The sequence below is a fragment of the Rhizobium aureum genome (assembly GCF_030182495.1).
In the GTDB taxonomy this organism is placed as follows: domain Bacteria; phylum Pseudomonadota; class Alphaproteobacteria; order Rhizobiales; family Rhizobiaceae; genus Rhizobium; species Rhizobium tropici_C.
In genome coordinates this window covers 1-25,809 of sequence record NZ_JAQJCI010000004.1, presented here as the reverse complement: position 1 = coordinate 25,809, position 25,809 = coordinate 1, and the positions used below count along the sequence as shown (strand labels likewise).

At 59.9% G+C, this 25,809-nt stretch carries 15 protein-coding genes, 3 tRNA genes and 3 pseudogenes; 4 read left to right on the top strand and 17 right to left on the bottom strand.

Going from position 1 to position 25,809, the window contains the following annotated elements:
* Nucleotides 1–13 precede the first annotated feature (13 nt).
* The 6 genes and pseudogenes from PH552_RS11215 to PH552_RS11190 all read right to left on the bottom strand — a co-directional run bounded on the left by PH552_RS11215 (nt 14) and on the right by PH552_RS11190 (nt 2,460).
* Nucleotides 14–350: pseudogene (locus PH552_RS11215) on the bottom strand (four helix bundle protein).
* Between the two features lie 90 nt (nt 351–440).
* Nucleotides 441–1,043 carry an NADH-quinone oxidoreductase subunit C gene (locus tag PH552_RS11210; protein WP_113250600.1) on the bottom strand — a complete coding sequence of 201 codons (603 nt, stop codon included), beginning with the start codon at nt 1,041–1,043 and terminating at the stop codon, nt 441–443.
* Between the two features lie 17 nt (nt 1,044–1,060).
* Entirely contained in the window at nt 1,061–1,642 is a 582-nt protein-coding gene (locus tag PH552_RS11205) for a NuoB/complex I 20 kDa subunit family protein (RefSeq protein WP_015339504.1), read from the bottom strand.
* On the bottom strand, nt 1,633–1,998 hold the full coding sequence (locus PH552_RS11200) for an NADH-quinone oxidoreductase subunit A (RefSeq protein ID WP_112344271.1): 366 nt from the start codon (nt 1,996–1,998) through the stop codon (nt 1,633–1,635). Before PH552_RS11200 ends, PH552_RS11205 begins: the two co-directional genes overlap by 10 nt.
* 258 nt (nt 1,999–2,256) lie before the next feature.
* Nucleotides 2,257–2,333: transfer RNA gene (locus tag PH552_RS11195), tRNA-Asp, on the bottom strand.
* Between the two features lie 50 nt (nt 2,334–2,383).
* Nucleotides 2,384–2,460: transfer RNA gene (locus PH552_RS11190), tRNA-Asp, on the bottom strand.
* Nucleotides 2,461–2,852: 392 nt separating this feature from the next.
* Here PH552_RS11190 and PH552_RS11185 point away from each other — a divergent pair.
* Nucleotides 2,853–2,928, top strand: a tRNA-Val gene (locus tag PH552_RS11185).
* A 348-nt stretch (nt 2,929–3,276) separates the two neighbouring features.
* On the opposite strand, the gene PH552_RS11180 is transcribed toward PH552_RS11185, so the two are convergent.
* From PH552_RS11180 to PH552_RS11145, 8 genes and pseudogenes are all read right to left on the bottom strand, one after another.
* Entirely contained in the window at nt 3,277–4,575 is a 1,299-nt protein-coding gene (locus tag PH552_RS11180; protein ID WP_113250614.1) for a capsule biosynthesis protein, read from the bottom strand.
* Nucleotides 4,575–6,152 (bottom strand): LTA synthase family protein, encoded by a 1,578-nt coding sequence (locus PH552_RS11175; protein WP_113250758.1) that lies wholly within the window; start codon nt 6,150–6,152, stop codon nt 4,575–4,577. The genes PH552_RS11180 and PH552_RS11175 overlap by 1 nt, the downstream gene beginning before the upstream one ends.
* 78 nt (nt 6,153–6,230) lie before the next feature.
* Complete coding sequence (locus tag PH552_RS11170) at nt 6,231–7,085, bottom strand: SDR family oxidoreductase (RefSeq protein WP_113250615.1); 855 nt, start codon at nt 7,083–7,085, stop codon at nt 6,231–6,233.
* An 18-nt stretch (nt 7,086–7,103) separates the two neighbouring features.
* On the bottom strand, nt 7,104–8,522 hold the full coding sequence (locus tag PH552_RS11165) for an aminotransferase class I/II-fold pyridoxal phosphate-dependent enzyme (RefSeq protein WP_113250616.1): 1,419 nt from the start codon (nt 8,520–8,522) through the stop codon (nt 7,104–7,106).
* 2 nt (nt 8,523–8,524) lie between these two features.
* Nucleotides 8,525–15,988: a type I polyketide synthase gene (locus PH552_RS11160; RefSeq protein ID WP_183764936.1), complete on the bottom strand. Its 7,464-nt coding sequence runs from the start codon at nt 15,986–15,988 to the stop codon at nt 8,525–8,527.
* A gap of 339 nt (nt 15,989–16,327) precedes the next feature.
* Nucleotides 16,328–16,558: pseudogene (locus tag PH552_RS11155) on the bottom strand (polysaccharide biosynthesis/export family protein); the annotation flags it as partial.
* Nucleotides 16,559–16,583: 25 nt separating this feature from the next.
* Complete coding sequence (locus PH552_RS11150; protein ID WP_183764933.1) at nt 16,584–20,039, bottom strand: ATP-binding protein; 3,456 nt, start codon at nt 20,037–20,039, stop codon at nt 16,584–16,586.
* The gene (locus PH552_RS11145; RefSeq protein WP_183764930.1) at nt 20,039–21,274 is read right to left on the bottom strand and encodes a metallophosphoesterase family protein; all 1,236 of its coding nucleotides are present in this window, start codon (nt 21,272–21,274) and stop codon (nt 20,039–20,041) included. The genes PH552_RS11150 and PH552_RS11145 overlap by 1 nt, the downstream gene beginning before the upstream one ends.
* Before the next feature lie 222 nt (nt 21,275–21,496).
* Between PH552_RS11145 and PH552_RS11140 the strand changes: the two genes are divergently transcribed.
* Together PH552_RS11140 and PH552_RS11135 are read left to right on the top strand one after the other, a co-directional pair.
* Entirely contained in the window at nt 21,497–22,483 is a 987-nt protein-coding gene (locus PH552_RS11140; protein WP_113250620.1) for an aldo/keto reductase, read from the top strand.
* A 147-nt stretch (nt 22,484–22,630) separates the two neighbouring features.
* Entirely contained in the window at nt 22,631–23,368 is a 738-nt protein-coding gene (locus PH552_RS11135; RefSeq protein ID WP_112344195.1) for an SDR family oxidoreductase, read from the top strand.
* Between the two features lie 170 nt (nt 23,369–23,538).
* Here the strand turns inward: PH552_RS11135 and PH552_RS11130 are convergent.
* Both PH552_RS11130 and PH552_RS11125 read right to left on the bottom strand, forming a co-directional pair.
* A pseudogene (locus PH552_RS11130) lies at nt 23,539–24,116 on the bottom strand (flavodoxin family protein).
* Between the two features lie 183 nt (nt 24,117–24,299).
* The gene (locus PH552_RS11125; protein ID WP_246698639.1) at nt 24,300–24,650 is read right to left on the bottom strand and encodes a DoxX family protein; all 351 of its coding nucleotides are present in this window, start codon (nt 24,648–24,650) and stop codon (nt 24,300–24,302) included.
* A gap of 156 nt (nt 24,651–24,806) precedes the next feature.
* Here PH552_RS11125 and PH552_RS11120 point away from each other — a divergent pair, with 156 nt between their 5' ends.
* Nucleotides 24,807–25,379 carry a TetR/AcrR family transcriptional regulator gene (locus PH552_RS11120; protein WP_112344192.1) on the top strand — a complete coding sequence of 191 codons (573 nt, stop codon included), beginning with the start codon at nt 24,807–24,809 and terminating at the stop codon, nt 25,377–25,379.
* A gap of 206 nt (nt 25,380–25,585) precedes the next feature.
* Here PH552_RS11120 and PH552_RS11115 read toward each other — a convergent pair.
* The coding region (locus PH552_RS11115; protein WP_285165947.1) for a transposase at nt 25,586–25,809 on the bottom strand (224 nt) is incomplete at its 5' end.

The following is a 25,809-nucleotide window of genomic DNA, read 5'->3' as shown; positions in this document are numbered from 1 at the left end:
AATAGTGTAACCGTTAGCTCTCATATCCATGTCGTTCGTCCTGCAGCCGGCGGATAAGGGAACGCAGCATCCTTCCGATTTCGTCACTCATCGATATCGCCGACCCAACTTGCTCCAGGGTGACGACGCCTACTCGCGTCGAAATTATCAGATGCGTCTCCAACTCCTTCAGCGAACCTTGTGCAATCTTCAGATGATGGACATAAGCTCCTGTCGCTTCGCGCCCATAACCTTCCGCGATATTTGCCGCGATCGATACGGATGCACGCCGTATTTTGCGAGACCAGGCCGTAAATCTCTTCCTTCGGAAATTCCTTAGTCAGAGCATAACATTCTACAGCAAGATCCATGGCGCGCTGCCACACCGTAAGGTCCTGATAGGAATTAATCGCCGTTTGCCATTCTCCTATTGCCTATTGGCTACTGCCTATTGCCTCAGCTTACTGCTTCGCCTTTTCGTCGCCTGGCAGCACGTAATCCGTGCCTTCCCAAGGAGATAAAAAGTCGAAATTGCGGAATTCCTGCTTCAGTTCCACTGGCTCATAGACGACGCGCTTGGCGGCATCATCGTAGCGGACTTCGACGAAACCGGTCGTCGGGAAGTCCTTGCGCAGCGGGTGACCTTCGAAACCATAATCGGTCAGGATACGGCGCAGATCCGGGTGTCCGGTGAAAAGAACGCCGTACATGTCCCAGGTTTCGCGCTCGAACCAATCGGCGCCGGGAAAAAGGCCACAAGCAGAGGGTATAGGCTGATCCTCGCCGACAGGAACCTTGACGCGGATGCGCAGGTTCTTCTTCGGCGAAAGAAGATGGTAGACGACATCGAAGCGCTCGGCGCGCTGCGGCCAGTCCACGCCACAGATATCCGTGATGTTGACGAAACCGCATTTGGCGTCGTCACGCAGGAAGGTCAGCAGGGCGATAACGTTTTCGGCCGTCGTCGTCACATTCAACTCGCCGTACTTGATCTCGCTCGATGAGATCAGGGCGCCGCGAACTTCCGTCAGATAAGCCGCGAGTTCGTTCAGGGCTTCACTCATGATACCTGTCCCCTGCCTTACCGTTCGATCGTGCCGGTGCGCCGGATTTTCTTCTGCAGCAGAAGCACGCCGTAAAGCAGCGCCTCTGCCGTGGGAGGACAGCCCGGAATGTAAATATCGATCGGCACCACACGGTCGCAGCCGCGCACGACGGAATAGGAATAGTGATAATAGCCGCCACCGTTGGCGCAGGAGCCCATCGAGATGACGTAGCGCGGCTCGGGCATCTGGTCGTAAACCTTGCGGAGTGCGGGCGCCATCTTGTTGGTGAGCGTGCCGGCGACGATCATGACGTCGGACTGGCGCGGCGAGGCACGCGGCGCAAAACCGAAGCGCTCGACGTCGTAACGCGGCATGGAAACCTGCATCATTTCGACAGCGCAGCAGGCGAGACCAAACGTCATCCACATCAGGGAGCCGGTGCGGGCCCAGTTGATCAGCTCGTCGGTGGAGGTGACCAGAAAGCCCTTGTCGGCGAGTTCGTTGTTGATCTCGCCGAAGAACGGATCGTTGCTGCCGACTGGCCTACCGGTCGCGGGATCGATGATCCCCTTCGGCTGCGGCGCTACGAGCGTCGTGTTGCTTGGGGCTACTCCCATTCCAGGGCTCCCTTCTTCCATTCATAGATAAAGCCGATGGTCAGCACCAGCAGGAACACCATCATCGACCAGAAGCCGAACCAGCCGATCGCGCCGAAGGAGACGGCCCACGGGAAGAGGAAGGCGACTTCCAGATCGAAGATGATGAAGAGAATCGATACCAGGTAGAAGCGGATATCGAACTTCATGCGGGCGTCATCGAATGCATTGAAGCCGCATTCATAGGCCGACAGCTTTTCCGAGTCAGGCGCCTTGAAGGCGACGGCAAACGGCGTAATCAACAGCGCCAGGCCAATCACCAGGGCAATACCAATGAAAATCGCTATCGGAATATAGGAACTGAGCAGTCCAGTCATCATGTCCATCCCTGCTTGCGGTCAGCGCCGGGGCGGCGCATCTGAGCAAATGCCCAGCAAGCGAAAGAGCGTTGCAACAGAGCCGTGGTTAGCGCAGGCGGAGCGCGCGCGCAAGCCTTTTGAATCTGTCGTTCGAGGTCCTGTCGAGCGGTTGATATCAATATGTTGCGACGACAACGCGACAAATTGGCGCAAACGCGAAAAGGCTCTTTCGCAATCGCAATAAAATGATGTTTGATTGTAATGGCTTGGAGAGAATGGCGCGAGTGACGGGGCTCGAACCCGCGACCTCCGGCGTGACAGGCCGGCACTCTAACCGACTGAGCTACACCCGCGCATTGCTTGGCCTTTCGGCGCGGTGCCAGATCCGGAATTTACCTTGAAATGGCGCGAGTGACGGGGCTCGAACCCGCGACCTCCGGCGTGACAGGCCGGCACTCTAACCGACTGAGCTACACCCGCATTTCATTTCAAGCATTCCGGATGCTTTCGCACCCATCAAAGCGGCCCTCGCCGTTCGATGAGCGGCTAACTACGGGGTTCGTGTTTGGGTGTCAAGCAGGTTTGAATACAAATCGATGACAGAGTGTGAATTGTTATCGACAAGCCTGTCCGTAATTTTCCGTTCCGTCGATTTGGCATGGCAGGTTCCCGCCTCATGCATTTCATCGGCACCTGATATGCACCGCATTGATCGGCATGTCTTCACATTTATGGATGTGGATGACGGGTGGCCAAAGATGCGCAAAATCCAAAAAAATCAAAAAATCTTCACAAACACTCTTGCGGTTTTTCCCCGTTCCGCATAGATCACGGCCACCGAACGCGGCGGGCCGATGACCCGCTTCGCAGAAGGGCGATTAGCTCAGTTGGTAGAGCGCCTCGTTTACACCGAGGATGTCGGGAGTTCGAGTCTCTCATCGCCCACCACTCCCTCTCGAATTCAATCAGCGATTTTTTCAGATCGGAACGATGCTTTTCGTGTCCGAACGGCGGTTTTTCGTGTCCGGTTAAGTGCAGCTCAGTAATTGCCGAAAATAACGACTGCCAGAAGCACGGCGGAAACAAGTACAAGGGCTGCGATGATCATCAGCAGCTCCTTCAGCATGAACCTTTCCATCCTGCTGTCATCCATGATGTTTGCTCCCGGCAAACCGTTATTCGCTTTCCCGGCGTCGAATCGCTGCGCCAGGTTCGGCTCCAGTCCACATGTAAGTCGCTGTATTGTCAATTTCAGGGTCGAAGATCCTTCCTGCGACCATTTCCTTTTCGTCACGCTCACGGCACATGAATCTTCGATGGCCGTCGCCGCGGCGGCGGGTCGACATAGCCGTCGGGCAGATTGACCGTCCGTGACAACAATCTCTCGGCAATCTCAACGGCGGCGGCACGCGCGCCCTCCCCCGAGCAGAAATTGCCGCGGACCTGTATGGCGGTCGCGAGCAGCTTGAAGAATGCATCGCGCAGCTCCGGCGATGGCGGCCTCGGCTCATGCCAGAATCGATCCAGATCCCCCCGGTCACTCAGGCCCTCTATATCGTAAATCGCCGCGCCCAGCGCCTTGACGGGCTTGCCGGCCCGCAATGCCGTAAGTGCCGCCGTGGAATTGACCGTTACCATCCCCTCGCTCGCGGCCATCAGCCGGTCGAGATCGCCGCCATCTATGAAATGGAGACGGGAGGACAATCCACAGGAAGCGCCGATGTTGTCGACATAGGCCCTCCAATCCATAAGTCCGTTGTCGAGCGGATGCAGTTTCAGGACGAGATGCGTTTCCGGCGCGGCATTTTCCGCAAAAGACCGGAGAATCAGCCTGATGGCATCCTGCTGCCGATGAAAGGGCGAGTGCGCCCGCAGCTGGAAATCGGTCTGAAGCTGCAGTGGATAGACGAAGAATCGCTTGCCACCAGCAAGCAGATGCTCGACCACGTCCTCCGCTTCACGCGACCTTCTGCTGCTTGAGGGAAGTCTCCTCAACCACCCGGCATATTCCATAAGCGGATGATAGAGCCCATGACGCCGATAGGCCGGATAGAGAAACCATAGAAAGACGGTCGGCAGATAATAGACGAGGTCGTAGAGCGCTTCGGCGAGGAACGTCTGGCTGTAACGGCGCGTCCAGTCCGGATCGGGCAGATCGGACGCCGCTTCGAGAATATGGCCGGGATCATCCGGAAAATGCGAATTGGAGGAGAGCCCGTCGCGCTCCAGAGTCACCCAATCCGGCCGCAAATATCCCATCTCGACGACGTTGATGCCGACACCCAGCCGGCGCGCCTCCTTGATGGCGACCTTATGATAGGGACGCTCTTCCCCGTGCAATATCATGTCGGTGACATTTTCGGCCTCGATTCGCCGGCTGACATAGGCGCGCCAGCCGGCAAAATCGCCGCGATAATTGAAGGCGTTGCGCCAGCGCCACGAAACCCAGTCGCCGGCATTGAGGTTGATGCGAATGCAGCGGCTGCCTGCCATTTCCAGGAGTCCGGCGATCTCGATGAAGAGCGGCGAGGATGGCCCCTGCAGAAACAGGAACGTGCGAGGGGTATCGTCCCGTTTCCCCTGCCCGTCGCCCATTACTCCGGAACCTCGGCCCGAAGGCCCGCATAATGCAGCAACGTGCCGATCAGGTTCCACGGCGCCTCTTCCCGCGGTGGCTGCGGCTTTTGCGAATGGGCTCGTGCGCGGCCAAGAGGAACGATGACATAATCGGTCCGCGGATCCGGGAACGGGTCGGCGAAGGCCTTCAGCAAAGGCGCGTGATCGCCATAGAAAAAAAGCCAAACTGGGCGATCCAGCCTGTCGAGATGATGGGCAAGATTGCCGAGCGCGTGATCGGCGCGCATCAGCAGCTCGCCATAAATATCCACGGGATCGACCAGATCCCCGCAACGACCCGGCTCCCAGGGGCCATGATTCGCCATGGATGCGACAAAGACGAAATTCTTGTCGGTGCCATCATCGTCGATCGTCCGAATCACGCTCTTCGTCAGCGAGAGATCGCTGACATAAGGGCCATCGCGGTCCGGATTGTGATCGAATTCGTCCAGCATCATCATTCGATCGAAGCCGAGTTGCGGCAATGCCTTGTGACGGAGGAAGAAGGTCTTGTCGTAGGGGTGAATGAACTGCGTTTTCCAGCCCGCTTTCTTGAGTCGCGCCGGCCAGACGACATCCTTGTAATGGCTGGCGCGCAGATAGGGATAGCTGGCGTCGATATGTACATTTTCGGGCAGCAACCCGCTCAAGACAGCAAATTCCGTCCGGAGCGTGTAGCCTCCCTCGAAAACGCTGGTCATGCGGCCCCATTGCGCGGCCCGCTCTCGCAAGCGGTCGAGATTCGGGAGCTTGACGTTTTTGACGCCGAAATGCCTGAGGTCGATGAAGGATTCGGATTGCCAGACGACAATGAGCGGCTCGTCCTCGCCGTGATCCCAAAGCTCCTGAAGCGCCGAGATGAAACGACCGGATAATTCCGAGACGATCGCCTCGCGCCGGACACCGACCCAGATGACGAAATGAAAGACCACGGAAGCGAAGGTGCCGAACCGCACGGTATCGATCTTGACATCGACCTTGCCCAAGAACTTCTGCGTGAAACGGCATACCGGTTCGCTAACAACTCGGCTGAACAGGGCAAGCCAGGGCGCAAAGACAACGGCAAGCATCAGGAGAACCCAGAGCAAGCCGTTGGAAGCCGGCAGAACCGATGGCTCCATATACATGTAAAGGCCGCTGAGGCCGAATACGTAAGCGAAGGCAATCACCCAGAAGACGATGTTCAGCGACGTCGCGTAGAAGATCTCCTTGTATTTGAAGACATCGACCACCAGCGCTATGTCCGAAAATACCAAGGGCTCCCGGATGAATTCGAATTTTGCCCGCGAAATTCCCGAGAAAATGACGAAGAAGCTGATGACCGCCTGCGTGCTGTAGATGGGGCGCCAGGAAATCGCGAAGAAGGCGGCATAGATCAGTGCAATGACCGGAATTCGCACCGCCCAATCGCAAACGAGGCGCCGCCAGCTTCTTGCCGTGCGGTTCTGCGCATTGACGGCCACCGGCATCGCAAACGGATCGGTCAGGAAGACGATGACGCAGGAAAACACGAAGCAGGCGACCGTCAAAAGAATTGGAAAATCATGCAGCTTCAAGATCGCGCCATCCAAATGCCTGCTGCCTGTCGCAACGTTTTCCAAATCCGCGGGAACGGATCCGACAATTGTTTCGTATTACTTATCACGATCAAAACCTTGCTCGGCCGTCTCGGCAAGACCGGGATATGCATCCTGCCCAAATATTTTTCGCGTTTTGCGCGAAAGCCACCATTTCAGCACCGGCTTTATCTGCGACCCGAAATAGGCAAGCGCGGTCAGAGACAATCCGAAGTGGATTTTGGCCTGTCCCCGATCCAGCCCGCGAACGATTCTCGCGGCCACCGCCTCCGCGCTCCAAGGCTTGACGGATCCCATCAAGATTTCCGCCTCGCGCGGTCTGCGGGAGATTTCGCGCCGATATTGTGGCGTCAGCGTATCGGGCGGAAAGCAGATGGAAACGCATATGCCGGTGGCCGCCGCCTCGGCACTCAAGGCTTCAGCAAATCCGGCCAATGCCGATTTCGATGCGCAGTAGGCGGTATAGCCGAAGATGCCGATCAGGGCAGCACCCGAGGAGATCATCATGATCCGGCCGCCGCGCCGCCGCTTCATGCCCTTGTAGACAGCGCGAACGGCATTTGCCGTTCCGAGGAAATTGATGGCGATCTGCTCATCGAAAACCGATACCGGCATCGCGTCGAAGACCTGGGGTTCGACGATACCAGCCGAGGCGATGAGGATATCGCAGGGGCCGAAGGACGCCTCGCAAAGCTCCACCGCCTGCGCGGTCTCCTCGGCCGAAGCCACGTCCACGGAACATACCCGGATAAGGGCGCCGTCGATGCCTTGAAGCGATGCGATCTCGGCTCGCGCCTCCTCGAGGCGTCCGGGATGACGGGCGAGAAGCGAAACGCGATCCCCCCTGGCCGCATATAGTTTCGCTATCGCCAGACCAATTCCACTCGAACCTCCCGTGACGATAACGTGCATGAGACAATCGTCCTGAATTTACGGGCCGGTCGGGGCTAGGCCCATTGGCAGCAATTGCATCATCTTGTCCATATCGAGTGATGCGAGCCCGAAATTGCGGTCCAGCAAACTCTTCAGTTTTTCTGCCGTCAGCGCGACGGCGTGCCGAATTTGCTCTTCGGTATGGTTACAGGTGATGAAGAAGCGAAGCCGCGCCATGCCTTCGGGGACGGCCGGATGGATGATCGGCAGGACATTGATACCTTCGGCCAGCAGATCGTTCGAAAGCTGCGCTGCCCGAAGCGAATCGCCGACGATGACGGGCACGACCGAATGGCCAGCACTGAGGCCGGTATCGAGGCTTGCCGCCCTAGCCTCTTCGAGGAACAGCCGACCGTTGCGCCCGAGACGTTCGGTTCGCTCGGGCTCGGACTGCAGGATATCGAGACCGGCGATAGCGGCGGCGGCAAGAACGGGCGACAGCCCGACGCTATAGACAAAGCCGCCGGCTTCCGCCTTCAGAATATCGGCAAGCGCACGGCTGCCGGCGATATAGCCGCCGCAACTCGAGGTCGTCTTTGAAAGCGTGCCCATCCAGATATCGACGTCCCGGGGATCGAGGCCGAAATGCTCGAAAGTACCACGCCCCGTCTTGCCGAGAATGCCGAGCGCATGCGCCTCGTCGACCATCAGCCAGAAACCGTAACGCGCCTTCAGCTCCAGCAGGGCCGGCAGATCGGCGATATCGCCATCCATCGAATAGATGCCTTCGACGACGACCAGGATGCGGCGGAAATCGGATGACAGTGTCTTCAGGATGGTCTCTAGGCTGTCGACGTCATTATGCTGGAAGAGCCGGCGTGCTGCACCCGACAGCTTGATGCCGGCGAGCGCGCTGTTGTGAATGAATTCGTCGTGGATCACCAGATCCTGCGGCCCCATGAGGCAGCCGATCGCCGCGACATTGGTCAGATAGCCGCTGACGAAGCAGACGGCGGCATCGACGCCATAGACCGCGGCAAGCTTCCGTTCCAATTCGATATGCCCCGGACGCTCGCCCGCGACCAGGCGGCTCGCCGAAGCCGAGATACCGAAACGATCGACCGCCTGTTTGGCGCTTGCCGCGACATGCGGATCGGTATTGGTCGCCAGATAGTCATAAGAGGCGAAATTGATGAATTCGCGTCCGCCAATGCGTGTCGTCGCCCCGGCCGCAGCATCGTGCGAGCGATAGAAGGGGTTGGCAACGCCGAGCAATTCGCCGGCGATGCGCTGCGTTGCGACGCGCTTGTACTCCGGCAAGTCTTCGAACCGCGCTGCCTGGCGCTGTTGTGCCGGCGGCTGCCTGTTCAAACGTTCGGCCCGGTTGCGCCCGGAGGATTCGCCGACGCGCCGCATCTGCTCCAGCAGCTTGCTCTTCTTCTGCTCCGCCTGGCTGCCGTCATTAACATCATGCATCGTCACTGAGCGGCCCTTTTTTCCTGTTCCGCGGCATGGCTGCGCGCCAGCTGCTCGACGATCTGGTCATTGCCCGCGGCAGCAGCCTTCACATCGTCGCCATTGCGATTCATGACACGGTCCCGCAAACGGCCGACAACGTCGCCGACCGTCGTGCCCTCGCCGACACCGCTCAAAGGAATGTCGAAACCGGTCTTCTGCTGGAAGCTCATGCCGAGTTCCATCGCCATCAGGCTATCGAGGCCGATATCCTTCAAGACCTTGTCGGGCGTCACGCTATCCTCAGTGACACGCAGAATCGCGGCGATTTCCGCAGCAACGAGCGCATGCAGGGCGGCTCGGGCCTCCTCCTCCGATTTGCCGCTGATCAACTCCCTTAGATCGATGCTGTCTCCCTCGTTCAGAGCTTGACGGCTGCCCGTATACCGCATCAGCGGTTCGAAAAGCGAACGATCGGCGATCGGCAACAGGCGAACGGCATTCCAGTCGATCTCTGCGATCATGACGGCTGCGGCATCGACAGCGCCGGTGTCGGCCAGAATATAGCGCTCCACCTGTTCCAGCGCATCGCGCGCCTTCAATGCGGCGTTGCCCAGGCGCTTGGACAGAAGATCATTGACCTCGCCGTTGCGCGCAAGGAAGCCCTTGTCGGCGATGGCGCCGAAGCCGACGGCCAAGGTCGGCTTGCCGGCAGCGCGACGCGCGCGGGCCAGGCCTTCCAGATAGCCGTTTGCCATCACATAATTGGCTTGCCCAGGATTGCCGAGCATGGTCGTTGCCGAAGAGAAGAGCAGAAAGAGCTCAAGCTCGTCGCCCCGCGTTAAACGGTCGAGAGTTTCGGCGCCGCGCATCTTGACCTCGAGAACAGGGCGATTGCGCTCGGGCGTCAGATTGGCAAGAAGCGCATCATCCAGGACCATAGCGGCGTGAACGACACCCTTCAGCGCTCCTTCGGCGCGAAGCGACGCAAGCAGCGTTTCGACCGCGGCAGTATCGGTAATATCGCAGGCATGCAGCGTCGCCACGACGCCTCGCCTTGCCCAATCGGCCATCGCCTTGCTGGTTTCCGTATCGGCAATGCCTCGGCGCGAGCACAAGGCTATGCGGCGCGCGCCTCTGGAGACGAGCCAATCGGCGGCGGAAAGCCCGAAGCCGCCGATACCGCCCGCAACCAGGAAAATGCCCCTGGCATCGAAACGCAAGGATTTTGCCGGAGCCCGCAAGACGCTATCGACCCCCGGAACGGGTGGCCGCACGACAATCTTGCCGATATGGCCGGCATTCTGCATCAAGCGGAATGCATTGCCGATCTCGTCATGGGCGAAGGCGCGATATGGCAGCGGCGTCAGCTTTTCTTCAGCAAAAAGCTGTCCGATCTCGGTGAAAATACGCCGCGCAAGATCGGGCGCATTGACCAGCAGCTGATCCGCATCGATGCCGAAATAGCTGACATTGCGCCGGAAAGGCCGCAGGCCGATCTTGCGGTCGGCATAATAGTCGCGCTTGCCAAGTTCCAGAAAACGACCGAAGGGTTTGACCAGCTCGATGCTTCGCTCCATCGCTTCGGAGAAAAGCGAGTTGAGAACGAGATCCACGCCCTCGCCGCCGGTAAGACGGCGTACGCCCGAGACGAAATCCAGAGAGCGGGAATCGAGCACATGATCGGCGCCGAGCATTTCAAGGAAGCCGCGCTTCTCGACCGTGCCGGCCGTGGCGATCACCCTGGCACCTCTATGCTTGGCGATCTGGAGTGCCGCCAGACCGACGCCGCCGGCAGCGCCATGGATCAGAATGGTCTCACCCGGCTGAATGCGCCCGAGCTCGACCATCGCGTAATAGGCCGTCAGAAAAGCAACCGGCACCGTCGCGGCAGCAGCGGCTTTCATTCGCTCCGGCAGCTTGGTCACGCCGTCGCGCCGGACCCGAACATGGGTCGAGAATGCAGCCGGCCCGATGCCCATAACCCTGTCGCCCGGCTGGAGATCATCGACCGCATCGCCCACGGCCGAAATTCTGCCCGCAAATTCCATGCCGATCGTGGTACCGGCGAAGCCATCTTCCAGGGCCTCTTCGGGCAGGAGACCCATCGCCCACATGACATCGCGGAAGTTGAGGCCGGTGGCTTCGACCGAAACGACGACCTCGCCTTCGCCAGGCACGGGAAGGCTGGTTTCCTCCCAGGCCATGCTGTCCAGGCGACCGGCGACACGCTGGCGAATCGTTGCAGCCTCGAAATCGCGGCGGCTCGCTTCGCCGGCACCGAAGGGGCCGGCAGCGGCTCTGATTTCGCGGACTTTTCCGGTCAGGCGATCCAGAACCCACTCCCTGTTCTCCGTCTCCGCCGCCACCAGCGCGTCGATGACCGCAACAATCCGCTTGTCATCCGCATCGGCATCCAGCAGATGCACATCGAAGGCATCATATTCGTTTTGAAGGACACGTCCGAAGGCCCAAAGGCCCGCATTGGCCTCGTCGACAGGACTAGCCGCCAGCGGGGAACCGCCCGGGGCAACGACGATCAGCCGGAACTTTGCTCCATCGCTTTTCCGCGACAATAGATTAGTCAATTCGGCAAAGACCGACAGACGGGACAGCGAGAGTTCCGTCGCCTCGCCGGACTTCCTGTTTGCGAGATAGACGATCCCACGAGTATCGCGATCGATTGCACTGACGATATTGGCAAGATCTGAAGGCGACGCACCGAGATCGATGACCGTCATTCTCTTATCGAGTTTGGCCAGGCCGTTCCTGCCTTGCTCCGACAGGATCAGGATCGGCTCGGCGGCTTCAGCGGCGCTCGACGTTTCCGGTCGCCGTTCAGATACAGCCGTCACTGCGATCAGGGAACCTTCGGGGAAGGTCAGTTCGCGGATCCGAGGCTTGGCAAAGCCAAGTGTTTCCAGCAGATCTTCGATCTGTTGCGGCGTACCGAGCCGCCCGACCGGGAATTCCGGCGATTGGCTATCTGCAAACCAGCCGTCGGACAGGCCGAAGACGAAATCATTGAAGGCGCTCGGCGCACGGTCGGCCAGCAACAATTGACCACCGCCGACGGCGACCTTCCGCAAAATCCGCCTGATGTCGTCATTGTGCCGCATCAGATGCTGGCTCTGATCGCCGGACGCGACGACGACGTCGGCAATGGTGCGATCCGCCAGCCTGGCGGGGTCCGTCACGATGACATGCGCATCGCGCTCGAAAGCGATCTCCAGCGCGCGGCGGGCGTGCTCGCGCGGTTCGGCGATGAGAAGGCATGCGCCAGCCACGGAGGCAGCGGCCGCCAGCTTGCGGCTGAAAGCGGCAGATACGGAACCGATCTCAAGAATGTGCTCGATCTCCCCGGCATTGGCTTTGATGGCGGACGTCAGGGCCTCCGCAAGCAGGGAAAGCCGCCTTTCGCTCAAAGGAGAGTGAAGAAGCATATGCTCCAGGGTCGCTCCACTCGAAATGCTTGTGCCTCGATTCGCTGGCTCCTGCTCCACGACATGCGGCCGGATCATCGCCAAATGCTCGAGTGTCTCGCGATAGGCATTGCCTACGAGAACGGCCTCCGCCACGCGCTCTGCATCCTCGCGATAGATTTCCTGCAGCAATTCAGCCAGCGGAGGCAATGTCGGCTCTTGCGGAACCTCCCATTTGCCCTCATTTGCCGTCGCTATGCCGGCGTCCTCGAGAATATAGAGGCAATTGACGAGAAACGACCTGAACTCGGCATCGCCGGGTAGGTTGGAGAACGCGACGCTGCCCCTGCGATCGGCTAAGGTCAGCGCTATGTCGTGGCAGGCGCGATAGATCGCCGCATCGAGAAGAAGGCTCGCATTGTTGAGCGCCCGGTTTCCTTCGAAGCTCGACTGCGATGAAATCTGCAATGCGCCGGTGCCGACTTCGCCCCTGCCGGCAAGAGTAGTCGATGGTATGCTCTCGTAGTGAAACGCAACGGACTCCAGCGTTGCCCGGCGGCGCAGTTGCGTGCGGCGGAAGCGGCAATCATCGAGAACCGCTACCGGCTTGCCACTCGCATCGAACAAGGCAAAACATGCCTTGACCGAATTTGCGCTGAACCGATCGATCTCGATCCGCGCCTTGACAATCGATCTTCGCCTGCCGAAAGCCGTCACGGTGCCGAAGTGAACGGGGATATAGGGCGCGCCGGCCTCATCGCCGGACAACTGATCGAATAATGCAACGAGACCGTGAAACGCGGCGTCGACCGACATGGGATTGAGATTGTAAGTTCCGAAAGGATGCGCAGGTGCGGCCGGCGGCTTCAGATCCACCTCGATGAGATCGTGACCGAAAGCGATCGCCTTTGCCAAAAGCCGGAAATGCGGGCCGTAATGCAGTCCGAAACGTTCTGCGGTTTCATAGGTCACTTCGGAGGTCAGAAGAGATTTGCGATCCCTGCCCGATCGTTCGACAGCTTCGGCGAAGCTCTCGCCGCTCAGAGGCTTGCGGCATCGCCCGACGGCATGCACCGTCCATTCGTCACGGCTGAGGCGTTCGCGCGACCGGATCTCGATATCGCCGGTTTCGGACGACAGGATGGTCGACAGCTCGACCATGTGATCCTGCGACAACTCAAGCGGCCGCATGATTTCGAGATTGCCGATCTCAACCTCGTCCGCCCCATAATATTGCTGTGCCGCCGTAACGGCGATTTCGACGAAGCCGCTGCCGGGCATGATTGCCTTGCCGTCGACCACATGCTCGGCAAGATCCGGAAAAAGACGAGCGTCGAGATGGTTCTTCCACGTCGAACCATTGAGGTCGGTCCGCCAGCCGAGCAGCGTATAGGGATTCTTTCGGTCGCGACCGAAAATATCGATCTCGTCGGCTGTCGGTTGCGTGCGCAACTCCATCGGTTCGAACGGCAGGGACGGCAGCCTGACGAAAGCGTTGCGCGTGGCGCTGCCGCGTGCGCGTAGCGCCGGCGCACCGTTGGCGACTGCCCTCGCGAATGATTGTGAAACCGGATCGTGACCGGCAACGGGCGCTTCGCGCAGCAAGGTCGGTATGGCAATGACTTGAACCGAAGCTTGCTTGGCGATCTCCGTCACATAGTTGGACAGGATCGGGCGCGGCGAAATTTCGATGAAGAGGTTGCATCCCATCGCCATGGCCGTCTGACAGCCGGCCTTGAAGAGTACGGGATCGCGGACGTTCCGCCACCAGTATTGCGTATCGAGCAGCCGCCCGTCGCGCAGTTCGCCAGTCACGGTCGAAATGAAGGTCCCTGCCCCGCTATCAGGCGCCAGATCGGGCAGATCGGTCAGAAAGGCATCCCTGGCACGATCGATGATCGGGTGATGGAACGGATAGTTGATATCGAGAATGTGCACGACGATCTGGGATTTGCGCGCCGCATCCCTGAAAGCTTCCACCTCGTCGACCGGCCCGGAGATCGTTACCGAATTCGGCGCATTGATCGCCGCAATACAGATATTGTCGAGGCCATGGGACCTCGCAAAAGCCAAGGCGGCATCCTCGCCCAGTACAACGGCAGCCATCTTGCCTTCGCCGGCAAGAAGATCCTGATGCAGCGAGCGCTTGGCGACGATTGCGACCGCCTCGGCAGCCGTCAGCGCCTTGGCGGCATAAGCTGCGGCGATTTCGCCGACCGAATGGCCGAGAACGGCATCCGGCCTGACACCCATCGACCACAGGCAGTCCGAGAGAGACGCCTGGATTGCAAACAGCAGCGGTTGCGCAATCTTGGTGTCGGCAAGCCGAGCGGAAAGATCCGCGGCGACCAGTATATCCGTCAGCTTCTCGCCGAGATAATATTCGAAAAGGGCGCTGAAGGATTGGAAGCATTGGCGGAAATGGCGGTTTTCCTCGTAGGCACCCACACCCATGCCTGCCCATTGCGACCCATTGCCGGAAAAGACGAAGGCAATCCTGGCGGCTTGCGCCGGTGCCTCGCCCGCCTCGCCGACCGACATTTTGCCGGACAGGTGCGCGTCGATCGCGGCAAGTATCGCCGCACTATCCTTCGCCCGCGCCGCAAAACGATGACGCATAGGCTCGCGATTGGCAGCGGCGGAGGAGACGATCTGCCGGGCGTCCCTGGGCTCGGCGCTTTCAAGACGCATTTTGTATTCCGCGAGCAACTTTGAAAGCGCGGAAGCCGTATGGGCGCTCGCCGCAAAAACTAGCCCCTCGCCTCTGATTTGCGGCTCGGGCGGAGCAACCGGATCGGGATCACTGATGACGACGTGTGCGTTGGTGCCACCAAAACCAAAAGAGTTGATACCAGCAAAACGCGGTTGCTTCGCAGGGAGCAATTCGATCGCGGATGTATTGACGCGGACGTTCAAACCTTCGAAGTCGATCGCCTCGTTGGGGCGGTCGAAATGCAGGGAAGCCGGAAGGAAATTATTCTCCAGCGCGATGATTGCCTTCAGCAGTCCGAACAGGCCGGATGCGGGTTCGGTATGGCCGATATTGGTCTTGATCGACCCGATTGGCACCGGCGCCCGCCGGTTGCGTCCTATGACTTCGCCGATCGCCCAGATTTCGGCGGGATCGCCGACTTTCGTTCCCGTTCCATGGCCTTCGATGAAGGCAATGCGATTGACATCGATCCCATGCCCTTCATAGATCGACTGCAGCAAGGCTGCCTGCGCCTCCCGCGACGGCATGGAGATGCCGTTGGTCCGCCCCGAGGAATTGACGCCAACGGCATGGATCCTGGCATAGCTGCGGTCCTTCTCGCGCAGGGCGACATCCGTGCGACGCAACACGATCGCCGCACCGCCTTCTGCCCGAACATAACCGCGTCCATCGTCGTCATAGGCGCGGCAGAGGCCTTCCGGCGACAGCATGCGCGCCTGTGCAAAGCCGACAAAGGACATCGGATGGAGCAGAACATTGATGCCGCCAACGATTGCGGTATCGATTTCGCCGCCTTCCAACGCCCTGACCGCCTGGTCGAGCGCAACCAGCGACGAGGAACAGGCCGTGTCGATCGTCATGCTTGGCCCGCGCAGGCCGAATATGTGCGAGATGCGATTGGAAACGATCGAAAGCGTATTGCCCGTCATGAAATACGGGCCGCCCGAGGCCGGATCTTCAAGCGTCAGGTTCCCGTGCTCAAGGGAAGATGCGCCGACATAGACGCCGACCCGCTGCCCCTCGAAACCGTCAATCGGCAGATTTGCATCTTCCAAAGCCCGCCAGACGACATTGAGAAGGATGCGCTGCTGCGGGTCCATCTGCATCGCTTCGCGCTGAGAGAGGCCGAAAACCATGGGGTCGAAGGCGTAGACATTGTCAAGAACGCCGGCTGCATATGTGTAGGCCTTGCCCGGAACGCCCACAGCCGGATGCCAAAAGCGAGCGAGATCCCAGCGCTCTTCAGGTATACGGCTTATCGTGCAACGTCCTTCCTTGAGGACAAGCTGCAGTTCTTCAATCGAACCCGCCCCGGGGGCAACGCTTGCGCGTCCGATAATTTCAACCGTCATGATATCTCAGCAATATTCTACGAAGTGCACCAGGCTGACCAATTTCAATATCAACTGCCCACATCATCATTATCTATGGTTGTCACTGATAAAAAATCTGCGTGTACAACCAGTATGCGGCAGTGCAACAACCGATGCAATATGAGATCTCTCAGCCCCTCACCGCGTAGAAAATCGCTGCCCTTGTTCACGTTCCCTGTAATTATTTCCGCATTCAGTTCGCGACGAATTCCGCCCGTTCACAAGGCATGATCCGTCACGATCATACAGATGTCGGCACTCACCAACGAATAGAGGCACAAGCAGCCGTCGCCAGAGCTGCAAAGCCCCATCGCCCGGCTACTGTCCCAGATTCGCCGCAGTCGCCGCTCCTTGCGAGGCAATACCCAATGGCGTGCCGATAAGGTTCAAGAATTTTCGAATATCAACCGACGGATGACGCGAGACATAGATAACGTCGCGGCTCTTGACCGGGAAGGTCTGTCCAACGATCAGGCTATCGGGATTGGACATGTCAAAACGGTAGACGATCGGATAGCGTCCCTTGGCATCGGGCACCATTCCCGTCGATGCCGTAGCGCGATCTGCGAGCCGGTCAGAGCTGGATCAGATCCAGATCCTTGCCGATTTCGCTTTTGGCAATGTCGACCACACTTCTCTCATGGGTAAAGAGGATCGTCTGGAAGCGATCGGCCGTTGCGGCCAGTACCTGTAGACCCGCCCGAACGCGCTCGTCGTCGAAGGTCTGGAAGATGTCGTCGACGATCAGCGGCGCAGGCTCGTTGCGGGCGGAATAGTCTTCGAGGAATGCCAGCCGCAGCGCGAGATAAAGCTGATCGCCAGTGCCTTCGCTCAAGCCGTCGAGCGGCACGCGTTCGCCGGCCGCCCGTTCCGCCAGCAACTGCAGCGCGTCGCTTTCATCGTGGGCTTCGACCAGGCGGGAGAAGCGGCCACCCGTCAGCTGCGAGAACAGCTCACCGGCACGCCGGATAACCGGATCGGCCTGCTTCTCACGATAAGCCTCCATCGAACCGGCGAGCATGCGGGCCGCAATCTTCAGGACAACCCATTGCCGCGCGAGATCCTTTGCCTCCTGCTCGGCCGAGAGCTTTTCAAAAACCGCGTATTCGGCGCTGACGCCTGTTTCAAGCCCCTGCCGCTGGCGGCGGTTCTCCGCCAGCCGTGCGGAAAGTTCGCCATGCACGGCGAACTGCCGCTGGTCTTCCTCGGTCAGCCGCTCGATTTCGAGATCGGCGGCGACGCGTTCGAAGCCGGCCAGCTCGGCGCGAAGATCGTCTTCGGCCTTGCCGTCAGCCTGCTGGCGGAAACGATCGCGGCTTTCGACGAGCCGGGCGGTGAGACGCGTGCGTTCGCGCAGGCGAGAAAGGAGTGCCGGCAGGTCCTCCATACCGCCTAGATCTGCAGTCAGATGATCGAGTTCAGCAACAATGGCTGCGAGCGCAGCCTCCTGGCGTGCCACGAGCCCTTCCCCGCGCTGCTGCTCTTCTTCCAGGGCGTCGCGCTTCTTCAACTCGCCGCGCGTGGCGTTGACGCGGGTGTGCAGCGCCTCGGCAGCAGCATCCGGTGGCAGATGGTCCAGCTCATAACCGCTATTGGCGGCAAGGGTCGCCAGTCGCCGCTCGAAATCCGCCATGTCGCGCCGCATGCCATTGACCCTACGCAGGCGGTTTTCGCGCTCCGCCAGGACATCGGGCAGCTCCTGCCATGCCTTCAGGGCGGCACTCGCCATGTCCAGGGTCGTGTCGGACGGCAGACCGAGCAGTTCCGCGGCTTTGGCGAATGCGCCGCGCCAATCGGTGTACTGTCGTTCCAAGCTCTGTTGCTGGTCGTCGAACCGGGCCAACCGTTCACGCGCCGCGCCGATCTCCCCTTCTCGCGTGCGGCTTTCGCTCCAGCGTTCGGACAGAAGACGCAGATGCTTGCGCAGACCTTCCGCAATCGCTGCCGGCGGAAGGCGGCCGCTCTTATAGCCGGTTGCCTCGACGATATCCTGCAGAGCGGGCAAGACGCGGTCTTCGGCCAACGCATTCTCATCCCGTTGATCGACTAGCTCTCGCAACGCCTTGCGCTCGCGTCGCAGCAGCTCTACTCCGCGGCGCCATTCCAGCATCGTCGATGGGTCGATGGCATCGACGCCGCAAGGCTCAAAAAGGGCTGCAAAGGCTGCCTGTGCATCCTTCAGCGCTTTCTCGCAACCCCTGAACCGACCGTAAGCCTCCTCCCGCTCCTGCATTAGACGCGCCTGCCGCAAACGATAATCGGCATGGCGTGCGACACGATCCGCATCACTCAGGGCGGCATCGGCCAGACGGTCCGCCTCGGCCACGCTGACGGTCAGTGCCGCAAGCAGCTTAGTCTCCGGCACGGCGCCGTCCGTCCATCTCTGCTGGATGACGGCCCATTGCGCATCGCGATTTTCACGCGCGGCGATGAGCTGTTCGCGCGTGACGATCGGCCCGGTGCGCTCGGCATCCACAAGCGTTCGTGCTATCTCAGCCAGTTGCTCATCGTAGGTCTGCAGCTTGGCGGTAGCCTCACGCACCTTCGATCGAGCGGCGTCGATGATATCGCGATGTCCTGTAATCTCCGGCACTTCCGGCAGCGGTACCGAGAACAATGCACCAATGTCACCGACAGGTGGCTGCAGCCGCGCGGCTGCCTCATGAAGATCGGCTTCGGTGCGACGTATCTGCGTTTCCAGTCCGTCGAGGCGGGCCAAGGCAGAGAGATCGCTGCCCAAAGCCTCAAGCTGGTCAATATAAGGTCTCGGGTCGATCAGCCGCCCGTTGAGGCTGTCCTTCTCGAGCGTGGCCAAATGCTTGCGCTCACTGTCCGCTTGCTCGGCAAGCGACTGCCTCTGCCGCGCAAGCTGCCTGCCCTGCTCCACCAGCTCTGAAAGGCGCACGCGGTCAATATCGCTCGGCTGCTGCCGTTCCAGCTCGGCTTCGGCAAGACCGAGGCGACGGGCAAGCTGCGAGAGCGTCATGTCGTAACCGGCAAGCTCCTGATCGACGCGCGGCAGATCGTGACGCTGGGCGCGGTAGTTGCCGGTATCGGCAAAGAGCTGCGTGATATCGCCCGACATCTGCAGCAGCGCTTCATCCACCTGGATGCCTGCGAGGTCTTCCTCGGCGCGCGCAACAGCTTGCCGAGCACGGCGCAGTTCCTCTTCGCTTGCCTGCCTCTCGCGCAATCTCTGTTCGAGCGTATCGGCGAAGCCATCCGGTATGGCGGCGAGATCGGAAAGGCCGTCGAGTGCTTGGCTTTCCGCATCGATCTCGGCGAGCAAGGGCTGCAGGGTCTTCAGCCGCTGGAGCCGGTCCAGCGCCTCGCGTGTGCTGCGGCGCTCCGCCTGCAGGCGCGCAAGTTCCGTCTCCAGCTCGGCCGCTTCGGCAAGCAGCTTCTTCCAGTCGCCGGACTTCAACTCGTTGTCTCGCTCTGCCTTGCGGGCATCTTCGTACCGGTCGAGAGCCTGATAGAAGCCGCGATCCTTCGAGCGCCTGGCTGCATAGATGCCGTCGGCTTCAACTTCCAACGACTGGCGCAGGCGGGACAGGCCGGTCAGGCCGGACGCCGCCGAGAACAGCAGGCTGCCGATCTCGCCGCCGCTGCGCAACATGGCGGTCGCGCCTTGCCGCAGCCGTTGGGAGTCGAGGCCGAAGGCACGCTCGAAGACATCGCGGCTTAAATTGCCAAGGAAGGGCGAAAGTACATCTTCGGCGAGCGCCGTCTCCTTATCATCAGGAGCCAGAAGCGTTCCCTTGCGGCCACGGCGTCGACGGAAACTCAAGCATGTACCATCGCGCGCGCGGATGTCTGCTCCGATCCGCAAAGCCCCGGGTTCATGCAGGAAGCTTTGCTCGGCCGCTGTGGGGAAACCGAACAGCAGATCGGAGATTGCACTGAGAGCCGAGGATTTGCCTGCCTCGTTCGGACCATAGATCACATGCAACCGCGCACCGGAACGAAAATCGATCGCGCGATCGGTCAGCGCGCCATAGCGGAGAATATCGAGCCGGGTGAAGCGCATCAGCCTGCCCTCTGCCCGCGCGCCAGCAGCAATTGCCGCGCCTCTTCGATGAGGGTGTCCATGCCGTCGTCCAGCGGCAATTCCGTTGCGCCAAGGCCACCCGGCAGGCGCACGGCGATCTCGTCGATCAACCGGCGAGCTTCCGCCAGAATATCGGCATCGCCGGCATGATCTGCCAGTAGCTGGCGCAGATCAAGCACGCCGTCCGCCTCTGCCGATCTTTCCGGCAGCGGTTCCAGCCGCAGTTCCAGCTTTTCCAGCCAGATATCCTCATGCACGCGGTGGCAGGCGGCTTCCACCTCGTCGCGCCATTGCTGGCGGTTGGCAGCTATCACACCGTGTAATGGCGTCACACCGGAAAGCCGGACGCGCAGCGCGGTCATACGACCCGCCATCTCATCGGCAATTGGCTGCACCGCCTGCTCCACATGGCGCAGGATCGCCGCCTGATCGTCCTCCGGATCGACGACAATATCGGCCTGCGCAAAACGGGCCTCGTCGACAATGATGCGCTCATGCACGATGCGTCCGTCTTCGACGGTCACCAGTACCGCACCCTTGGCACCGCGTTCGCGAATGTTGCGTCCCTGCAGATTGCCCGGGAAAATGACGAGCGGATCCTGCGCCACCAGTTCATAGTCGTGCACGTGGCCGAGCGCCCAATAGTCATAGCCGCGCGATCGCAAGTCGTCGACAGAGCATGGAGCATAAGGCGCATGCGGCTCGCGGCCGGTGAGCGAGGTGTGAAGAATGCCGATGTTGAACCAGCCGGAGACGGGTGCGGGGTAGGAAATCGCCAGATTGTCGTTGGCGGAGCGTTCGGCAAAGCCCTGGCCATGAAGCGCCACCTTCAGCGCTTCCAGCCTGACGCTGCCCGGCTTGCCCGTCGGAAATTCGTGGACGTTTGGCGGCAATGTGATGGTCTTGGTGATGACGCTTGCCGCATCGTGATTGCCGCGCAGCAGATAGACCGGAATGCCCGCGCGCTCCAGCCGCGCCATCTCGCGATTGAAGAACAGGCCGATCTTGTTGTCCTTCCAGTCGCCGTCATAGACATCGCCGGCAATCACAAAGAAATCGACGCCCCTTTCAATCGCCAGATCGACAAGCGTCGAGAACGCCTTGCGACTGGCTTCGACGAAGACCGCAGCGACGGCGGCATCCTTCAGAGCCAGGCCTTGAAAGGGGCTGCCAAGGTGCAGATCGGCGGCATGAATGAAACTGAAAGAGGGCATGGGTTCCGATAGCAGTCAGATATCCGGACTTTCCTTTTAAGGAAACGGAGACGCGATGAACACCGCATGCACCACTTCATCCAATGGTTTCGCAAGCCAGGTGGAGTCTGTCATATTTCTCAGTCACGCGATTGCGATCCGCAATCGCCGATCCGCGCTTGTGGCCCTGTCGGGCGGCTGCTACTGCGCTATCATCTTACGAATAAAGAGAGGAGACTTTTCATGAGACATCATGCTTTCGGACGGACGCCCTTTATCGTGACCGATGTCGGCTTCGGCGCCTGGCAGATCGGCGGCGCATGGGGCGATGTCAGCGAGGCCGATGGCCGCGCAGCATTGAACGCCGCCCTCGATGCCGGCATGACCTTCATCGATACCGCCGACGTTTATGGCGATGGCCGCTCGGAAAAGATCATCGCCGACGTCCTGAAGGCGCGTGGCGGCGAGCGCCCGATGGTGGCAACAAAGGCTGGCCGCCGGCTGAACCCGCATGTGGCCGAGGGCTATACCAAGGCCAATCTGGAAGGCTTCATCGACCGCAGCCTGAAGAACCTCGGCGTCGAGAGCCTTGATCTCGTGCAGCTTCACTGCCCGCCGACTGAAGTTCTTTATCGGCCCGAAGTCTTCGCCGGTCTCGACGAACTGCACAAGGCCGGAAAAATCAAGGGATATGGCGTCAGCGTCGCACTGGTCGAGGAGGCGCTGAAGGCGATCGAGTATCCTGGCGTGCTCAGCATCCAGATCATCTACAACATCTTCCGACAGCGTCCCGATCACCTGTTCTTCAAGGAAGCCAAGCGCAAGAACGTGGCCGTCATCGCCCGCGTTCCCCTCGCCTCCGGCCTGCTCTCCGGCAAGATCACCAGTGACACGCAATTCGCCAGCGACGACCACCGCAGCTTCAACCGCCATGGCGAGGCCTTCGACGTCGGCGAGACCTTTGCCGGCGTACCGTTCGAAGTCGGTCTTCAGGCCGTGGAGGAGGTGCGCAAGCTGGTTCCGGCCGGCGTGAGCATGGCAGCTTTTGCGCTGCGTTGGATCCTGATGAACGAGGCCGTCACCGTCGTCATCCCTGGTGCCCGCAATGCCGAGCAGGCCAAGGCCAATGCCGCCGCGGCCGATCTGGCTCCCCTTTCAGCCGATGTCATGGCAGCCACGCGCGAGATCTACGAGCGTCTGATCGCGCCGCATGTTCACCATCGCTGGTAACATCCATATCTGAAATGGTGGCCGGAAGGCGCTTTCGGCCACCATGGGCATGTTGTTCCGTAGGTGCGGGGACGGCATCAATATGCTGCTGCCCAAGCTTGATGCCATTGAGGAAAAGGGGCCGGACAGGTTCCAAGGAGGAATGTCATGAAAGTAGCGCTGGTAACGGGTGCCTCTCGCGGTCTGGGTGCGGTGATCGCCTTGGAGCTTGCCGAGGCTGGCTGGGCCGTCGCCGTCAATTATGCGAGCGATACGCGGGGCGCCGAGAGGGTTGTCGAGACCATCCGGCAGCGTGGCGGGCAGGCATTTGCCGCCCGGTTCAGCGTGATCGACAAGGACCAGCTTGTGGACGGGCTGGAAAAGATCAGAGCATCGCTCGGACCCGTCGATCTCATCGTCAACAATGCGACGGGTCCCCAGCCGGACATGCCGCTGATGGAGCAATCCTGGCGGACTTACCTCGACCAGCTCGAATTCTTCGTCAAGGCGCCGCTGGAGCTGCTTCAGGCCGTACTTCCCGATTGGCGGGCGCGCAAATCCGGCCGCGTCATCAACATCGGTTCCGAGATCGCCGAGCTCGGCAATCCGAATTTCGGCAATTATGCCTCCGCCAAGGGCGCCATGTTATCGATGACGCGCTCCTGGGCGAGAGAGCTGGCGCCGGAGGGGATTACGGTCAATCTCGTTGCGCCCGGCTGGATTCCGGTCGAGCGTCATGCCGGCGCTTCGCAAGAAGCAAGGGACGGCTATCTCGCTCATACGCCTATGGCCCGTTTCGGCACGCCCGAAGATATTGCCGATGCCGTCGTCTTTCTCGCTTCCAGCAAGGCAGATTTCATCACCGGCCAGAAGCTCGCGGTCAATGGCGGGCGGACATTGCTCTGATATCACCAGGCGGCGAAAACGGATCAATGGTGCAGCCGGGCGAGCAGAGCGAACAACCTCGGTTATTGCCTGTTTCCTGACATCGCCACGTGCGAATCGGCCGATCAGGTTGCAGGCAAACTGCTCTGCTCGCCGGAATCCCCTGTCTTTCACATGCTGAGGTTACGGCATCAGGCACCTTGAGCCGACGCGAACCGCTGCGCAACTCGCGCAACGCGCTCGCCGTAAGCTCGAGCAGTTTCCAGGTCGCCGATCGACATTTCGCTCGGGGCTGCGTCGCATCGCATTGCGCCATTGGCGCGATGTAGGATCCCATCCTGTTTGCATCGTCGCGCTTCGAAGCCTTCACGTTCGCCGGCTTTACCCCCAAACTGACCCAAAGACCTCCGTGCTGCCCCGCCAGAAGAACGAAGTATTCGAGAGTATTGAGTTTATCGCCGTTCAAACTGGCGCTGTTGGTGAAGCCTCCGAAAACCTTGTCCTGCCATTTGCTGGTGAACCAAGCCTTCGAGGACATATCGGCGAACTTCTTAAATTGCCAGCTCGGGCCACCCATGTAGGTGGGCGATCCGAAGACGATGGCGTCGGCGGCGTCCAACGCGGCCCATCCGTCATCGGAAAGGTTGCCATCCGCATCGATGGCGCAAAGTACCGCGCCCGCCCCTTCCGCTACAGCTTTCGCCATCCGCTGGGTGTGGCCGTAGCCGGAATGATAGACGACGACTGTGCTTGCCGTGCGATTTGACATGATGGTTTTGGCCTCCTTCTGGCCATTGCTTTGCGCTGTCCGGAAGCGAGGTCGCTCCGACTGGCGTCTTCTTCCAGGTGGATTGATGACAGAGGGTGGAGACACCCGACGCCCCGGCGGGGGTTTTCTTCGGGCAGCTATGCACAGACCTTCATCTGGAAGGCACTTGTTTGCCGCCAGATTTCAGACTTGGCCGCTGATACCCGCCAGTGCCAGCAGCAACAGGAACACGAAAGGTGGCGGAAGTTCTCGATAGTTCCGGATACGAAAAATGGCAGCGATCGCGACGAGCATGATGCAGGCGCCCAATACAATCCCGATATATCGGGTGCCGGCTGTAACCAAAAGCACCGCGGTTGCGAGCTCAAAGGCAGCCGTGACCCAGCACCACCAGAACGGAAATCGAAGTTGCACGAACCCCGCGCGGATTTTCGGATGTCCGCTCGCGTTGACGACAGCGCCAACGAGAAACGCCCCGGCGGCCAGCCAGACGAGGATGGTATCGAGTGACGTTGTGCCTGTGAAAAGTTTCATGGGAAGACTCATTGATATTCTCTTCGCTGATGAACCGAGCGTATGAAGCTGTTATAGCGATAATAATTATTCTAGCATTGCTAGTTTGTCAATCGACGTTCCTTTTGATAGTTTCGCATCAGGAAAATCGCGGCGCATGCAGATTGAGGACGCAGGGTGGGTATCAGCGAACGCAAGACTCGAGAGCGAGGCGAACGTGAACGCAGGATCGTCGTCGCTGCGAGGACGATCGCGGAACGTGACGGCTGGGCTTCCGTCACGATCCGGCGTCTCGCGGAGGAAATAGAATACAGTCAGCCGGTTCTCTATTCGCATTTCGAAAATCGCGATCAGATCGTCGGAGCGGTCGCGCTCGAAGGTTTCGGCGAATTGGCCGCGATACTCCGCGCCGCAATCCGGCCATCGTCCACGTCAAAGGAGCGCGTGGAAGACGTCGCAACCGCTTATCTTGATTTCGCTTTCGATCGCCCTGCGATGTACGAGGCAATGTTCGTCCTGCCGACCGGGCTTCGTTTCGCCAGATCCGACACGCCGGCTCAGCTTCGCGATGGTTTTGGAGCCATGGCGACGGTGATCGCGCCGTTCTCCCAGGATGCGGATACCGCTACCGAAACCTTCTGGGCAGCACTTCACGGTTTGGCAGAGCTTGAACGCCACGGGCGGATAAGACCCGCTTTTCGGGCTCAACGTATCGCGCTCATTACGCAGATGGTGTCGGGTCAACCCTGAGAACGCGTCTTGCGATTAACCTGATCGCGCATAGATGGCTTGGAAAATGCGGGATAAGGCGAAGGGTATAAGCGCTTGGAGTTTGGCTGTTGAGGCCCAAAGCAGCCACGGTGGCATTGCTGCAGGAAGCCACAAGTCATGACCTCCACCAGAGGTGGAGGTTTGAAACGCTGCGCTTGAACCGCTAGAAGCGGTATTGTTAGCGCTTAGTAGCTACGATTGAAGAGGTCGGCAAAGTCGGAAGCTTTGTCGGCCTTTTCCTGATTACGGATATATTGTCTGACGACCTGCTCGTTATAGCCCGTCGTCGATACGAAATACCCGCGTGCCCAAAAGTGATACCCTTTGTAGCGGCGCTTGCGCGCATATTTGTTCGCTACGTAAAGGGCCGTCTTGCCCTTCAAGAAGCCGACAATATGCGAAACCGAGT